This is a genomic window from Halobacteriovorax vibrionivorans, from assembly GCF_003346865.1.
Classification (GTDB): domain Bacteria; phylum Bdellovibrionota; class Bacteriovoracia; order Bacteriovoracales; family Bacteriovoracaceae; genus Halobacteriovorax_A; species Halobacteriovorax_A vibrionivorans.
In genome coordinates this window covers 553857-569929 of sequence record NZ_QDKL01000001.1, presented here as the reverse complement: position 1 = coordinate 569929, position 16073 = coordinate 553857, and the positions used below count along the sequence as shown (strand labels likewise).

The window sequence follows — 16073 nt, the reverse complement described above, 5'->3', positions numbered from 1 at the left end:
TTTATTGAACGAGTTACAGCTTTTGCTATAATTAAAAATAGTTTAACTCTTTAAGTGGGTAAGTGTGGGATTTCTTAAGGTTATATTTCTTTTTTGTGTCTTTTTATTGCCAGTAGGCGCAGAACCCTTAGATTTCCAAGAAATTATCAAGAGTAAAAAGGTCAAGTTTATTAAGCTTCCTTACCGAGTAAGTAAGGATAAAGAGCGTTTATCTGAAATTTATAAGAAGTTTATCAAAGACGATTCGATTGTAAGTATCAATCATCCTATGGTTGAGAAAACAATTAAGAATAATAAGAGAATCAATTTTAATAACTTAAAAGCTAACTCTCGTTTTGAGCTATATATCTCTGTTGATCTTTTGGATTTTGATAAGCTTTCAAAGTTTCAATTTAATTTAAAGAAGTCCCAAAGAACAACTCAGGAAAAGCTCGATAAACTGAAAGAAGAATTAAGTGAGTCTCCCTTGAGGGCCTCTGTTTTCTATATGGCATCATATGGAAGCTTTACGCAAAATAATCCGGCCCATGCAGATGTAACTTTTTTACAAAATTCACCCATCTCTCTAGGTTTAAGTGTTTCTTATTATCCAAAGGAGAAGCCTTATAACTTTGCGGGGAGCATTTATTATTCTTACTTAACGACTGCCTTGATTGACCAAACAGATGATGAAGTAAAAGTTGATCCAGAAATTGGAGGCAATATTTATTTTTCTTATAAATTAAAGTCACCAAAGATGTCGTGGTATACAGGGTTTGATTTTGAGAAATTTAATACCTTTAATCTTGAAAATTTACAAAAAAATGCTCTTGTTACTTTTGATACAAATCAAGTTATCTATTTAACAGTTGGAGCTTCAAGGTCTATTGATATTCTCGGCCATAAGTTTTTTACAAAATTAAGTTATTCACACTCAATTGTTTCCAGTAGAGATAATAGCTTCGCAGCTTCTGAGTATAATGAAACCTTTTCAGGTAGTAAGGTTTTATTTTATCTATTTAAAAACCTTGGAAATAGTTTCTTTGCTCATAGCTTATTTAAATACCATTGGATGAGTGGTCCTTCTGATATCACAACACTTAGACTGGGGTTAGGTTTCGGATATATCCTTTAATAATCTTTAAACTTTTTTTACTTAGTGCCGAATAGTTATTGAGGTATTTAGTATGAAAAGTAATTCGATTTTATCAAGTATTGTCATTTTATTAACTCTTCAGTCATGTTCATTTGATTCATATAATTTAGTTGAACAACTAGGAATGGAAGAGAGTAAGAGTGAAGAAGTTGTTGTTTCTGAAGATGAAATGGTTTTTGATCTTGGAGAAGTCACAGCTCAAAAGGAACACTCTATACTTAGATCTGATTCGATTTTTGAAGATGTACCAAAAACAAAACTAATAGAAAAAGAAATAAGCTTTAACGATATTAAAAGAGGCCCAGCTTCTGCAGATGAAGAAGCCTTTGACTACTATGTCGTAAAACAACATGATACGGCCATGAAGATTGCCTTTTACTTATATAAAGATATTAGAAGATGGAAGGATATTAAAAGATTAAATGGTACGACTAATTTATTTACAGGGCAAAAAATTAAAGTTCCTGTTGTTCCAGAAGTTTTAGATTATACAAGACCTGAAGGTGATCCATACTTAATTAAAAAGGATGATACATTAGGACGAATTTCGCAAAAAGTATATGATGGACGTAGTCGCTATTGGATCAATATCTGGGATAATAATAAAGAAGTTATTGATGATTATGATTTAATTTTTCCTGGCTTTACTCTATATTACAAGGATTACCAAACTGTGAGAAAAGAGTACCATGAAGTACGAAAAAAGTACGACTTCTCAAATCCGAAGAGAAGAGATATTAGCTCAATAAAGAATTAAACCTTTAAATTAAATTCAAAGCGTGTGCCATGACCTTTCTTGGAATCAACATAAATTGATCCATTAAGCTTCTCAATGGCCTCTTTAACTGCACTCATTCCTATTCCTCGTCCAGAGAACTCGGAGACACTATCTCTTGTGGAGAAGTTGGGATCAAATATTTTTGCCATCAAGTCTTGTTCACTTAGCTTTTCAACCTCATCAGATTCATACTTTTGTAAAAGCTTTTCCTTTATCGCTTCTGTATTGAGTCCAGCTCCGTCATCACTTATTAATATTTTAATTTGATCATTATTAGTTTGAATATCAATTTTAATTTCACCTTTTTCTTCTTTTCCTAGTTCTGACCTTCGATCACTTGGCTCTATACCGTGATCCATACTATTTTTGAAAACATGTACTAGAGAGTTGGAAAATTCTTGAACTTTTTCTGGTGCTATACGAAAGTCTGACTGTGGAATGATTAAGTCCTTCATCGGCTTTCCTAGGCTTTGTGATATCTTCTCAACTAATTTAGGGTATGGATTAAAAATACTTGATATCGATTTCTTATGTAGAAAGTTCTCAAGAACTTCTTTACCTTCGCTACCAAGAGAGCTTAATGATCTTGATAGATAGTCGATATCGTCTTTTTCAAAGCTTATAATATTATGATTTGAAAACTTTTCATCTAACTCGTTAATTGATTCGTTAATAAGCTCCTTTGCAGATGCGGCACGAATCTTTATGTCGTTTACGACTTGTGGATTGGACTCATTTGTTTGAATGAATTCTTCACATTCAATTGCATATTGTTGAATATCACTAAATGAGTATGTACCAAAACCACCATTTAATGTATGAAATACCATAAGGGCGCGATCACAAAAGCTGTCACTAGCAGGTGAATCAATAATTTCGTCAAGAAGACTATTTGCTTCAGATACTAGATTCTTTATGATTTCTTCATTGAGGACATACTCTGTGACATTGTTAATATAAGCTTCTTTCCTCTTAATATTTTCTTCAAGTACTAATTTTTCTGTAAAGTCCGTTGCTAAAACAACAATGCCACTAAGAGTCTCATCAAGCATAAGAGGGTAGTAGTCAAAATTAATATACTTAAAGTTCTCATCTCCAAGACTACCTTGTTGGAAATTATCTGGTCCAAGTGGTGCACAGCTTTCAAAAGGCATCTTCTGTGCAAAAGTTAGCTCTAGCCACTTCTGTGTAGCTGAGTCATTTTCGGACTTAATATATTCCGCAAATCGTTTATTTTCTGGGGAATTTCCAAAAATTGATAAGCAAGAGTTTGTATATAAGTCAGAACATGTTCCATCTGGTCTTATAACAAATAAACCTTGTGAAAGAGAATTTAGCATTGCTGTAATATATGAATTCGCATCCTTTAAGTCTTTTGTTCTTTCATCAACAAGTTTTTCGAGGTCTTTACTGTAGATATCGAGTTGCTTATTTGCCTCTTCTAATTTGACGATCATTTCCTGTTTTTGATCAAGAAGAGTCTTAATCTCATGGGACATTGTATTGACACTATCCCCAAGTATCCTAAGCTCATCGTTGGTTTTTACAACAACCTTATTGTCATAATCGCCATTAGAAATATCTACAGTTCTTTGAATGATCTGTAGAATTGGTGTCGTGATACTTCTTGCAAAAAATATTGTTAAAATAAGAACTATTCCAAAGAGTATAATTGCGAAGTAGATATTCTTCTTTATTAGATAATCAAGGGAGGCAAAGGCCTTACTTTTATTAATATAGGCAATTGTAGTGATTCCATTTGTTTTGTTAGTCACGATACCGGCCAAATATTTAGCCTCATTAAAACTTATCTCTTTTACCATTGCTTGATGAGAAGAGCTTGTTATCTCAGTTTTGTTAAATAAATTATCTTCTCCAAAGATAATCTTGTCTTTGTGTTTTATAACGTAGGAAAATATCTTGTCTGACTCCATTAAGGACTTAATTTCGCTAAAAGCTTGAGTCTTTAATTGGAGCTTAACTTTGTCAGGTTGACTAATTAACTTACCAAGCTCTCGATCGATTAACTCTGTACTTCTGAGAACATTCTCGAAAATATATGATTCCTTATCCTCCTCAAAAACATTGTAGGTATAGTAGAGGTTAAATGAAGTAACCAAGATTAAAATGATTAAGCCAAATGAAAGAATCTTATTTCGAAGATTAAAAAAGTGCATTTTTTATCCTATATAAAATTAATTTTGTTTCTATGTTAGACTAAATACACAAAATTATGAACAAGTTAAAATCTTCTCACTTTAATGCCTTTGAAATAATGCTTGCGGTATCAGGTAGTGTACTCGTCTTATTGGGTATTTATTTAAGTCAGAATTTATCGAAAGTGGATCAGATTTCATCAGAATTAATTATTGTTGGTGATACAACAGATGGAAGGGCCAAGAGAAAGACTGAGAGAAGTTTTTCATGGTCTGAAATTAATAATCAAGAAACGGTTTTTAATAATGATCAGATTTTTACCAGTTCAAATCAGACGCTCAATATATTACTAGAGAATAAGAGTTCTCTTGAAATAAATCCAAATAGCCTCGTTAGAGTTGTCATCAATGAATCAAAGGGACTTGATTTAAATATCGATCAAGGAACTTTGAAAGTAGATGCTAGTGAAACAAAACAAGTTCTAAGAATTAACCGTGGAAACTCTGTTGTTGAAGTTGCAAAGGGTGGGGTTGTAAAACTAGAAAAGCTTAATGAAGAGAATTACGGAGTTAAACTTCTAAAAGGAGAGGCTTCCGTTATAAACTTATTAGATGAACATAAAGCTAAGTTAGACCTAAAAGAAGGAGAGTCAACTTTAGTAAATTCTAATTCTCCTTCATTTACCCCAGAAGGAATAAGTTTAGCTGAAGGAGAGCGTCTTGTTGCTACACCTAAAATTAAGCGTGAAGAGAAGAAAACGATAGAGCTCAACGAAAAATTTGATATTGGAAAAATTAAACAAGTCTATGTAAAAGCAGTTAATGATTCAGCACAACCTTTTGTGATTGATGTGAAGAACAAAGGGTTTAACGTAAGCTTGTTAAAGGCAGGTAAGTACTTTGTTTCAACGTCTCCTGATTTTCAAACTATTGATAGTTTTGAAATTTCTGATTCTAAAGTTAAAGTTGAGATTATTTCCATTATAAAGTCTAGTGAAATCGATATATCAAAGAATGATAGAGTCAAGCTTGATGAGAGTTTGATTTCGCAAAATATCAGTGAAGTCTATCTTAAGCCTTCAGGGCAAAGAACAAATGTTATAAAATTAAAAGTTACTGATGGCAGCTTTATTACTGCACCTCTAGCGTCAGGTAAGTACCTAATTTCCACAAGTCCAGGGTTTGAGAAAGTTGATTCTTTCAAAGTCATTGGAGCAATAGATAAAATAGATAGTAGATCTCTATTTTTTGATGATGAAATTAATTTAGCAGATACAAAGAAAGTATCTTTAAATCCTAATTTGATGACATCAGAAAAAATACCAGATGAGATTTATATACGTTCAGTAAATAATAGTGAAGCACCTTTGAAAATAAAAGTAGAAGATGGACTTGTTAATCTATCTCAATTGGCAGTTGGAAGTTATATTGTCTCTTCATCGCCGAACTTCCAATCAATGGAAGTAATTAATGTAAGTAATAATGTAGCAAATCAAAAAATTGTCACACAGGATATTGTCGATACTAAAAAATCAACAAAAGTAGAGCTTAATGATATTTCTCAAATACAGAAACCTACTCATGTGTTTGTTAAGCCTGCAAATAGTAATTTAGCTCCTATAAAGTTAAGCGTAATAGAAAATAAGTTTGATATAACTACGCTTGCGTCTGGTAAGTATATAGTAGCTACTACACAAGCATTTAAGGCCATCGATAGTTTTGATATCCTTCCAAGTAACGACGATATAGGTAGTCGTGTTAAAGAGACTCAGCAGTATACTTCATTTTTAGAAACTGATGAAGTTGATTTACTCACTCAGGACAAGGTTACTTTAAAGAAAAAATCTACTCAATTAGACTCTTCACATATCTATCTTAAGTCTACAAGTCTAGGATCAGATGTATTAACTAAGATTTCAAAGTTACCTATAACAAATGGAAGTTTTGATATTAGCAGCTTAAGCTTTGGGAAATATATCGTTTCAACAAGTCCTGATTTTAGCGAATTTGATAGTCTTGATGTCGTTGCCAATAAGATGGATCCAATAGCACTTAAAAGTAAGACGATTGATTATGAGAAGCCTGTTGAAGTAAAACTTAATATACGAAAAGGTATTAAATCTAAAGTAATTATCGAGTACCCAGATATTAAGAAAAAAACTGAGTATGTTGTTTCTGATAATGACTTTAGTTTTCCATCATTTGATCAAGAAAATATTAACGTTACAGTACTACCACTGGTCTCAGTTGGAGCCGCATCTGTTATCCCCAATATATCAACAGCAAATACTTCTCCTAATGCAAAAAGTATTTCAAGTAATCTAGCTTATGAGAAAAAGTTAAATTTGAAGCTTGAGAACCCGTATCAATTAAAAGAAATCAAATCTAAGTCACTTGAGGATAAAATTGTGACATCGATTAATATAAACCGTCCTTTGATTGCCCCAAGTCATACTGTGAAATTGGTTGAGAAGGCAAGTGGTGCACTAGTTCCACTTTCTGTCGGTAAAGATGGTGGATTTGAAAGTACAAATTTAAAAAGTGGAAAGTATAATTTAGCTGTTGTTAATGAAGAGTCAAAAGTAAAACTTTTATCCAAGGAAATTAAAATTGATGAAGCTGTTTTAATTAAGAAGAAGACCGTTAAAAATAAGCAAAATGTGATTGTTAGCTCTTTTTCTTGGGACAGTCCGGACACTTCGTCAAAGCCTTTAGAGCAATCTGAAAATAAGGAATCATATATTGTCGAAGTCTTTGATACTGCAAATTCTTTGATTATGAAAAAAGAAGTAAAACAAAATAGTATTGATTTTGAAAGTAAGGATATGAGTGACTACAAGATTAAAGTCTCTAAGATTGAAGAGGGAAAGAAGAAAGCACTTGGTGAAAAAGAATTTAAAGTAAAACCACCAAAGAATATAAACCCTGAAGAAGTTAAGAAGTATGTCATGAAATATGATTCAAAGAATCTATGCTACCGAGTAACATTGCCTAGCTACTTAACTGCTAGTAAATACTTCGTTGAAATCTATCGTGATGTACAAATGACTAAGATCGTAAGAGAGATTTGGTCAAATAGCTCTAGTTTTTGTTGGCGAAGCAATCGAGATGGTAAATATTTTTTCCGTTATAAATATATAGACTATTGGGGAAGTGGCTCAAAATATTCGGATATATCTGAGATTATTTTTCCAATTTCTCCACTAACTGATTTCTAAGGATGTTGATTATGAGTTACGAAGATAAGAAAATTTTTGTTATTGATGATTTAAATACTTTAAGAGAGACAATTGTTTCCCACTTACGAGAGGAAGGGTTTGGTCGAATCTATCAGGCCATTGATGGCCAAGATGCTCTAAAGAAATTAGAGGAACTTTATGGACGTGATGAGAAAATTGATCTCATCTTCTCAGATATCAATATGCCAAATATGAATGGGATTGAGTTATTAAAAGAGTTGAAAAGCGATGAGCGCTTTGTCGATATCCCCGTTGTTATGCTCAGCTCTGAAAATGAGAAAGAAATCGTTATGGAAGCAGTTATGAGTGGAGCATCTAATTACATCCTTAAGCCTTTCACAAAAATGACATTAAGAAGTAAACTTGGAGAAATTGATAAGCTTCTAGCTTAAACATGGTTAACTTTTACTTAATGTTTCTAAAGATGTCTTTAGGCTAATTGAAAACATAAAGAACAATTGCTAGCTTCCCCTATTATGATTTTAAGAGTTAGGGGGAGTTTCTTATGCATAAGCTAAATCTATTAATATTGGCCATTCTATTTTCATCACTCACTTTTGCTAGTGAGGGAAATGATATTAAAGATAACGATACTCAGGTTATTGAAGATGATATCAAGATCGAATTCACTACGGCCTGTGTACTTCAAGGTATCTTTCTGGAGAATCTACCTATTAGAGTTAAGCTTTCCTCATATTATCGTGAATGGAGTCGTAGAGAGATTGTTGAAAATATCTCACTAGAGGAGTGTGAGCGCATGGCCTTAGAGATTGCCAATTTAGATGATGGAATCTGGGATATTAAGCATCAGGTTACATATAAAACGGTTTCTGCTCGTATCTGGTTTAAGAACTTTAAAACTGGTGAACTTATCGAAGATGAGATTTTTCGCGTTTCACTCCATTAGTATTATTAGCTACTTATGAGAAGTGGTGAATTGTAAAATCTCAGAACACCCTTTGAAAGACAAGAAGTTATCGATCGTTTCTTTAAAGAAAATAAAAGAAAGTAATTGGTTTGTCCTCTACTAGGTTTAATCTATTAACTAGTCTAACCCTGTATAGACTTCAGAGTGTCATCTACTTTTTGCTCAATTTGGGAGTTAATGGTAAATAATCTGTTATGAAGTGCATTTTATACTCATTCCTAACGATCTCTATGTCATTATCTTCAATGGCCATCAATATTAAAAAGTTTGATATTGATTACAGAGAAAAGTCGAAGAAATTCGGCGTCCATATGCTATCTGGAAAGAAAGATGGAATTCGCCTTTATCAAGGAACAATCAGTGACGTAATAGAAAGACCTGTAGAAGCTGTCTTAGAGACAGTATTGGCCTTTGATAAGCGCTGTAATAATGAGTATAAGGATAAGCGCCAGATCTCTGATAAGAGTATTGATTGTCCTTATAATAGTGACTCCCTAATAGAGTCAGTCATCGTTAAAAAATTAAAAGTAGCTGATCTCGCAAAGAATGAAGTTAATCGATTCATTGTTAAAAGACGTTCATATAACCATGGAGTCTATACTTACAACGACTTAATCAGGGTCTTTCGCTATTTAGATGGCTATAAGATAACAATGGAGATGCTTGATGATACTACCTCTAAGAAGTATATCTCAACTCCTCTAAATAAGAAGAGTGTGATGAAAACCTCTGGTGGTACCTACTTTATACTTCCTGAAGGGAAGGGAAAAACACGTTATACCTATACTTTTACATGCTCTACTGATCACTGGTTACTCAATAAATCCATAACCGTCTCTAAATTCTTTAGTGATATGGCCCAGAATCTAAGATCAGAATTTAATACATTAAAAAAATGAACACCATAGAACTTTTTCAATGGCCCTTGAAACACCGCATCTAGCATGTTAGATTCCCTGAAAATATGAAAATACGCCTATTTATCAATGACGGTCACAAAGTCATTATTTCAGCTCAGTGAGAGCAATACATCCGTGGCCTGCATTCTAGGCTTGCGTTTAAGGAGTCAAAATTGAATTTTAACGAAATTCCACTTAAGGAATCGCTGCTTCGTGCACTCGAAGAGAGAGGGTTCGAAACTGCTACAGATATCCAGTCTCAAGCAATTCCACTACTAATCGAAAAGAACACTGACTTTGTTGGTCAGGCCCAAACTGGAACTGGTAAAACAGCGGCCTTTTCACTTCCGCTTCTACACTTATTAGATACTAATAGTAAGTCGATTCAAGCAATTATTCTTTCTCCAACGAGAGAGCTTGCAAATCAAATTTGTGATGAAATTAAAAAATTATCAACACATGACAATATTAAGACGATGTCTGTATATGGTGGGACATCAATTGATAATCAAATTAGAAACTTAAAAAAGATTAAGCCTCAGATCGTAGTTGGAACACCTGGGCGTGTTCTTGATCTTATTAGAAGACGTGTTCTAAAGCTTTCTGAAGTTAATTATGCTGTTCTTGATGAAGCAGATGAAATGCTAGATATGGGCTTCCTTGATGATGTTAAGGAAATTTTAGCACAAGCGGAAAATAAGAAAACGTGGATGTTCTCAGCAACAATGCCACCGGCAATTCTTGATCTTATTAAGAATTACCTGGATAACCCAGAAATAGTAAGAGTTAAGAAGAAGACTTTATCAAATGATAATATCACTCAGAAGTTCTATCTTGTTCGTGATCAATATATGCGTGAAGCAGTTTGTCGTCTTCTTGATGCTGTTGAAGACTACTACGGGATCATTTTCACTAAGACAAAAATTGAAGCAAGCTCTCTTTGTGATGAGCTAAACCTAAGAGGTTATCTTGCAGACTCTCTTCATGGTGACATGGATCAAAAGCATCGCGATGTGACGATGAAGAAGTTTAAAAATAAGAAAGTAAAACTTCTTGTTTGTACAGATGTTGCTGCTCGTGGAATTGATGTTGATCACTTAACTCACGTATTCAACTTTGGACTACCACAAGATCTTGAATCTTATGTTCACAGAATTGGTCGTACAGGTCGTGCTGGTCAGAAAGGTTTAGCACTTTCTGTTGTTTCACCAAGTGAAATAAGAAAGATTTCAGCACTTGAGAGACTAACAAAAGCAAAGATTGAAAGAGAGAGAATCCCTTCTGTTGATACTCTTAAAGGTGCGATGGTACGTCGTAAGCTTAATCACTTTGCTGAGATTTTTGAAGAATTAGAGGAAAGTGACGATCTTGATGATTCTTTTGCAACTTTTGCGGAGAACTTCGATCATCTTGAAAAAGAACAAGTTCTAAGAGCAATGTACAAGTCTCTATTTGCGGATAACTTAAAGCGCTTTGAAATGAACCCGACAATCGACCTTGAGCCAAAGGGCCGTGGCGAAAGAGCAAGTGGACCTCGTGGAGAAGTAAGAGCTGATGCTCGTGGTAATATTCGTTGTTTCGTAAATTACGGACGTGAAGACGGTGCTCAGATTAAGTCTTTCTTAGATGCAATCGCAGGTGAGCTAAATATTGATCAAAGAAGAATCCGTAATGTTCAACTTAAGGATAAATTCTCTTTTGTTGATATTCCTTTTGAAACAGGTAAGCTTCTAATTGATGGACAAGAGCAGGTTTTCATTGGAAATAAAAAGCTAAGATTTGAAGCTACTCGTGAGCGTGGTGGAGATCGTGGTGGACGCGGTGGTCGCGGCGGAGATCGTGGCGGACGCGGTGGAAATCGTGGTGGTCGTAGCGGTCGCAGTGGAAGTCGTGGCGGAAATGAAAGCTGGGGCAACAAACGCTCTTCAAACGGTGGAAGTAGAGGAAGTTCTCGTCAAAGCCGTTATTAATTAAATATGAGTAAATATGATGTCATAATTATTGGTGCGGGTGCTGCAGGTTTATTCTGTGGCATCCATGCTGCCAAAAGAGGGCGAAAGGTATTAATTCTTGAAGGTGCCAAAGGCCCTGGAAAGAAGATCTTAGTCTCTGGTGGTGGACGTTGTAATTTTACAAATCTTGATATCACACCAAATTTCTACGTTTCTCAAAATCCTCATTTTTGTAAATCTGCTTTAAGCCAGTATACGAATTGGGATTTTATTTCTTTTATCTCCGAATTGAATTTAACATATAATGAAAAAACACTTGGCCAATTATTTTGCGACCAAAAGTCACGAGGAATATTGGAAGGACTTTTGAAATCAATTCCTTCAAATTGTGAGTTAAAGGTTAGTAGTCGAGTGAATGAGGTATCTTATGAAGACTACTATAAAGTTAGTCTTACTAATGGAGATTCTTTCCAAGCAGATAGCCTAGTCGTTGCCACCGGAGGACTTTCATTTCCTGGATTAGGGGCCACTGATATTGGTTATCGTATCGCAAAGCAGTTTGGACACAAAATGGTTGAAACAACACCAGCTCTTGTTCCATTTACTTTAGAGAATGTCTTAAAGAACTTAGCAGGTGTTGCTATTGAATCTGAGGTATGTGTCGGTAATAAGAAATTCCTCGAAAATATCCTATGGACACATAAGGGACTAAGTGGGCCATCGATTTTAAAAGCCTCTCTCTATTGGGAGTCTAAGAGTAAAGTAAAGATTAACTTCTTACCTAAGTCTGATATTTACCAAATCCTAAAAGATAAAAATAAGAAGACACTTCTTAATGCTCTAAAAGAAGAGCTTCCAATTCGCTTTGTTGAAGAGTGGTTAAAATTATTTAAGCTACCTCTTAACCGAAAATGTGCCGAGCTATCGGGTGATCAAAAAGAGCTTTTAGTTAAAGTATTTCATCATTGGGAATTTATCCCTAGCGGTACAGAAGGTTATCGTAAGGCCGAAGTAACACGTGGTGGAGTTGATACAAATCAAGTAAGTTCAAAAACAATGGAGAGTCGACTTCAAAAAAATCTCTTCTTTATAGGTGAAGTTCTTGATGTAACAGGACTTCTTGGTGGATACAATTTCCAGTGGGCCTGGTCTTCTGGCTATGTAGCTGCAAAGTATGTATAATTAATGCATGCAAAATGAATTAATTGATAGAAATAAAAAGGCCGTTGTATTCACTGGTGGTGGAAGTGGGGGACATGTTGTTCCAGCACTAACTCTAATTAGTGAAATAAGAAAATCAAATATCAAAGTAGTGTATTTTGGATCTTATAAAGGGATTGAATCAAATCTGACAAGAGGTAAGGTTGATCGCTATATTGGAGTCTCTACTGGTAAGCTTAGAAGATATATAGATTTTCAAAATCTCACAGATATTTTTCGTTTAATAATAGGTCTATTTCAATCTTTTATTCATCTACTTCTACTACGTTCTCGTGCCAGTACTATTGTGTCGATGGGAGGCTTTGTTAGTGTTCCCACTGTCATGGCCGGAAAAGTTCTTGGTTATAAAATAATAGTCCATGAACAAACATCACGTGTTGGTCTTGCAAATAAGATCGCATCGATTTTTGCTTATCGCGTTTTTGTAAGCTTCAAAGATTCCTTAAAGTATTTCCCAAAAGATAAGGTTCGATATTCTGGTTATCCAGTAAGAGAAGAGTTTAAAACAACTCAGCTCAATATTCGTACTTTTGAAGGCGTTGAATTAAAAAATCCTGCTCTGCCAATCCTATTTGTTACTGGTGGAGGAAATGGCTCAAAATTACTTAATGATAAAATCAAAGAGAACTTAGACTCATTATGTGAAAAATTCACAGTCATTCATCAAGTTGGTAGTCAGTCTATCGATGAATTCAAGTCTCTTCGTAGTAAAACCTATATACCTTTGGCCTTCTTAGGTGATGAAATGCCAGATCTAATGAAAGCTTCTCGCTACATCATTTCGCGCTCTGGTGCTGGTACAGTTGCCGAGCTTATTGCTCTTGGAAAACCAAGTCTTTTTATTCCATTAAAAATTGCTCAAAAGAATGAACAATATCACAATGCCATGGAAGCACATCGCGTATTAGGCTCCATTGTTATTGAGGAAGATGAATTTAAGAATTGTTCAATCGAAGAAGAGCTCAAAAAGATTCCAAGCTCGAGTGTTCCACAGGACCGTGAACATGCAACTCAAATTATTCTAGATGAAGTCCTACAGTCTAAGTAGGACTCCACGAGATTTTATTGTTTTAATATATTCTGAAAACGGTTTTAGCTTGCGTCGTAAGTTTGATAGGTGAGTATCAATATTTTGGGCGTTGTTATTGCTTTCGGCCCAAACGACTTGAGAGATATGCTCTTTTGGAAAAACTTTACTTGGATTAGAAGCCAATAGCGTAATAATCTTATATTCTGTTGAAGTCAGTTTAACTTCTTTTTCATTTAGATACACTAATTGCTGGTCAAGATCGATATTAAAGCCTTGCTCTTCAAATCTAATTTCATTCTTCTTTTTACGACGGTGACGATTCTTCTTTGCTTCAACTTTATTTTTGATACGAGCAATTAACTCATTGATCGTTACAGGTTTTACAATAAAGTCCTCTGCTCCAATTTGAAGGCCCTTAACACAAGCTTCTTCTGATGGGTCACCTGTTAAGAAAATAACAGGAGTCTTCTTTGGCAAGAAGTCGCGCTTTTTCGTAAAGTTCAAAACCATTTAGTTCTGGCATATGAAGGTCAAGAACCATAATGTCAGTTTTGTTAGTGTTTAGAAAAGTAAGTAGTTCGAGAGGTCTTTGAATTAACTGTAGATCAAAATCATCTTCCAAAAGGTCTTGATAATTTTCTAAGTTATCAGAGTCATCGTCGACAATAGTTACATGTGGTTTCTTTAATCGGCTTAATCTAGACATAATTCAACTTCTTTAGTTTTCATCAATAACATATTGATTTTATAGGATGAGAGGGGGCGTCGTCAATAATATGAATATATGTGCAGTGCGTTTCTTGGGAGAAATTTTAAAATTCTCTATGATATTAATTACTTAAAAGGCCTCTAAAAAGGGCTTATAGAGGCCTCTTAAGTAGTATTTTGAACTTATTTCTTTTCTTTTCTAACTACAGAACGCTTATTTGCAGCAAGTTCTTTCTTTCTGATACGAACATTTTGAGGAGTAATCTCAACCCATTCATCATTATCAATCCAGTCTAGGGCCCACTCAAGAGTTCTAGGTCTTACTGGAGGAAGAATAATATTTTCATCCTTACCTGCTGTACGAACTGATGTAAGTTGCTTACCACGACAGATATTTACGTTAGCGTCGTTTTCTTTCTTGCTCTCACCAATAACCATTCCTTCGTAAACCATATCACCAGGTTCAACAAAGAACTCACCATTGTTGAGTAGGTTAAAGATTGCGTATCCAGTAACCTTACCAGCTCTATCTGAGATGATTGCACCATTTTGACGAGCAAGCATATCACCAGCGTATGGACGGTAACCTAGAAATTCAGTAGAAAGGATTCCTTCACCACGAGTATCTGTCATGAAAGCACCACGGTAACCAATTAGACCACGTGATGGAATTTCAAATTCAATTCTTGTACGACCTTCACCAATTGGCATCATTGAAGACATGATCCCTTTTCTAATTGAAAGCTTCTCTGTTACAACACCTGTGAAATCATCAGGAACATCAAGAACAGCAAGTTCATACGGCTCATGTTTCTCACCATCTATTTCTTGGAAAAGTACTTCTGGTCTTGAAACCATTAGCTCAAATCCTTTACGTCTAAGCTCTTCAAAAACGATAGCGATTTGAAGCTCTCCACGTCCTTTTAGCTTATATACTTTTGCATCGTCAGTTGCTTCATATTTAAGAGCAACATTTAGACGACAAGCATCTTGTAAGAATTCTTCAAGCTTTCTTGAAGTAAGGTATTCACCTTCTTGACCACTCATTGGAGATGTTGAAACGGAAACGTTAACAGCAACTGTTGGTGGTTCAACTTCAATTCTCTCTAGTGGATTTTGATCAGTTGTTGGAGTGATTGTATCTCCAATATGAACTTCTTCAATACCAGCACAGATTACAATCTCACCTGCATGAGCTTCGTTAACCTCTACAGTTTGAAGTCCTGAATAAGTTTGGATATTTGAAACTTTAAAGTTCTTTGATTTGTCAGCACCAATACAAGTAAATTGTTGGTTCTTAACAATCTTTCCTTGGTGAATACGCCCTACGAATTGTTGTCCTAGGAATTTAGAATATGTAAGGTTTGATACAAGAAGTTGCAGTGGAGCTTCGATGTCTTGTTTTGGTTCTGGGAAGTAATCCGAAACCATGAAGTCTAGAACAGGAATCATATCTTCGCGAACAACTCCTGGCTCCATTGCTGCCCAACCATTTTTAGCTGATGCATAAATGAATGGAATATCAATATCAAAGTCTTCAACTTCTAGCTCTGTTGCAATCTCAAGTAGTAGGTCTTCACATTCACCTCTAACTTCATCAATTCTTTGATCTGGACGGTCAACCTTATTAATAATAACTGCAACCTTAAGACCACGAGAAAGCGCTTTTCTTAGTACGAAACGAGTTTGTGGAAGAGGACCTTCTGAAGCATCAACGAGAAGAAGTACACCATCAACCATCATAAGAGATCTTTCTACTTCACCACCAAAGTCCGCGTGGCCTGGAGTATCAAGTAGGTTAATCTTTGTATCTTTATAAAAGAAAGAACAGTTTTTTGCAGTGATCGTAATCCCACGCTCTTTTTCGATTTCACCAGAGTCCATAACTCTTTCTACAATCTCAGCTCTTTCTTCAAAAGTGTTTGATTGTTTTAAGATTTCATCAACCATCGTCGTTTTACCGTGGTCAACGTGCGCAACTACTGCGATATTTTTTAATTTCTCAAATTGACTCATTTTGTGCCCTT

General features: G+C 34.9%; 13 protein-coding genes. 9 read left to right on the top strand and 4 right to left on the bottom strand.

Annotated elements, in window-relative coordinates; translation table 11 throughout:
* Window positions 1-64 precede the first annotated feature (64 nt).
* Together DAY19_RS02790 and DAY19_RS02785 are read left to right on the top strand one after the other, a co-directional pair.
* Window positions 65-1114: a hypothetical protein gene (locus tag DAY19_RS02790; protein WP_114705661.1), complete on the top strand. Its 1050-nt coding sequence runs from the start codon at window positions 65-67 to the stop codon at window positions 1112-1114.
* Between the two features lie 52 nt (window positions 1115-1166).
* On the top strand, window positions 1167-1892 hold the full coding sequence (locus DAY19_RS02785) for a LysM peptidoglycan-binding domain-containing protein (RefSeq protein ID WP_114705660.1): 726 nt from the start codon (window positions 1167-1169) through the stop codon (window positions 1890-1892).
* On the opposite strand, the gene DAY19_RS02780 is transcribed toward DAY19_RS02785, so the two are convergent.
* Window positions 1889-4090, bottom strand: coding sequence for an ATP-binding protein (locus tag DAY19_RS02780; RefSeq protein WP_114705659.1), 2202 nt, complete (start codon window positions 4088-4090; stop codon window positions 1889-1891). The two genes, DAY19_RS02785 and DAY19_RS02780, sit on opposite strands and share 4 nt — an antisense overlap.
* Before the next feature lie 56 nt (window positions 4091-4146).
* On the opposite strand from DAY19_RS02780, the gene DAY19_RS02775 reads away from it, so the two are divergent.
* From DAY19_RS02775 to DAY19_RS02745, 7 genes are all read left to right on the top strand, one after another.
* Entirely contained in the window at window positions 4147-7287 is a 3141-nt protein-coding gene (locus DAY19_RS02775; protein WP_114705658.1) for a FecR domain-containing protein, read from the top strand.
* A gap of 11 nt (window positions 7288-7298) precedes the next feature.
* A complete protein-coding gene (locus tag DAY19_RS02770) occupies window positions 7299-7700 on the top strand; it encodes a response regulator (RefSeq protein ID WP_158536756.1) in 402 nt (133 codons plus the stop codon).
* Between the two features lie 113 nt (window positions 7701-7813).
* On the top strand, window positions 7814-8215 hold the full coding sequence (locus tag DAY19_RS02765; protein ID WP_114705656.1) for a hypothetical protein: 402 nt from the start codon (window positions 7814-7816) through the stop codon (window positions 8213-8215).
* A 215-nt stretch (window positions 8216-8430) separates the two neighbouring features.
* Complete coding sequence (locus DAY19_RS02760) at window positions 8431-9135, top strand: hypothetical protein (RefSeq protein ID WP_120405420.1); 705 nt, start codon at window positions 8431-8433, stop codon at window positions 9133-9135.
* Between the two features lie 173 nt (window positions 9136-9308).
* A complete protein-coding gene (locus DAY19_RS02755) occupies window positions 9309-11105 on the top strand; it encodes a DEAD/DEAH box helicase (protein WP_114705654.1) in 1797 nt (598 codons plus the stop codon).
* Window positions 11106-11111: 6 nt separating this feature from the next.
* Window positions 11112-12269, top strand: coding sequence for a BaiN/RdsA family NAD(P)/FAD-dependent oxidoreductase (locus tag DAY19_RS02750; protein WP_114705653.1), 1158 nt, complete (start codon window positions 11112-11114; stop codon window positions 12267-12269).
* Between the two features lie 7 nt (window positions 12270-12276).
* A complete protein-coding gene (locus DAY19_RS02745; protein WP_114705652.1) occupies window positions 12277-13356 on the top strand; it encodes a UDP-N-acetylglucosamine--N-acetylmuramyl-(pentapeptide) pyrophosphoryl-undecaprenol N-acetylglucosamine transferase in 1080 nt (359 codons plus the stop codon).
* Here DAY19_RS02745 and DAY19_RS02740 read toward each other — a convergent pair.
* The 3 genes from DAY19_RS02740 to typA all read right to left on the bottom strand — a co-directional run bounded on the left by DAY19_RS02740 (window position 13342) and on the right by typA (window position 16062).
* A complete protein-coding gene (locus DAY19_RS02740) occupies window positions 13342-13842 on the bottom strand; it encodes a response regulator transcription factor (protein WP_158536755.1) in 501 nt (166 codons plus the stop codon). The two genes, DAY19_RS02745 and DAY19_RS02740, sit on opposite strands and share 15 nt — an antisense overlap.
* On the bottom strand, window positions 13778-14044 hold the full coding sequence (locus DAY19_RS02735) for a response regulator (RefSeq protein ID WP_114705650.1): 267 nt from the start codon (window positions 14042-14044) through the stop codon (window positions 13778-13780). The genes DAY19_RS02740 and DAY19_RS02735 overlap by 65 nt, the downstream gene beginning before the upstream one ends.
* 185 nt (window positions 14045-14229) lie before the next feature.
* Window positions 14230-16062 (bottom strand): translational GTPase TypA, encoded by a 1833-nt coding sequence (gene typA, locus DAY19_RS02730; protein WP_114705649.1) that lies wholly within the window; start codon window positions 16060-16062, stop codon window positions 14230-14232.
* Between the last annotated feature and the right edge of the window lie 11 nt (window positions 16063-16073).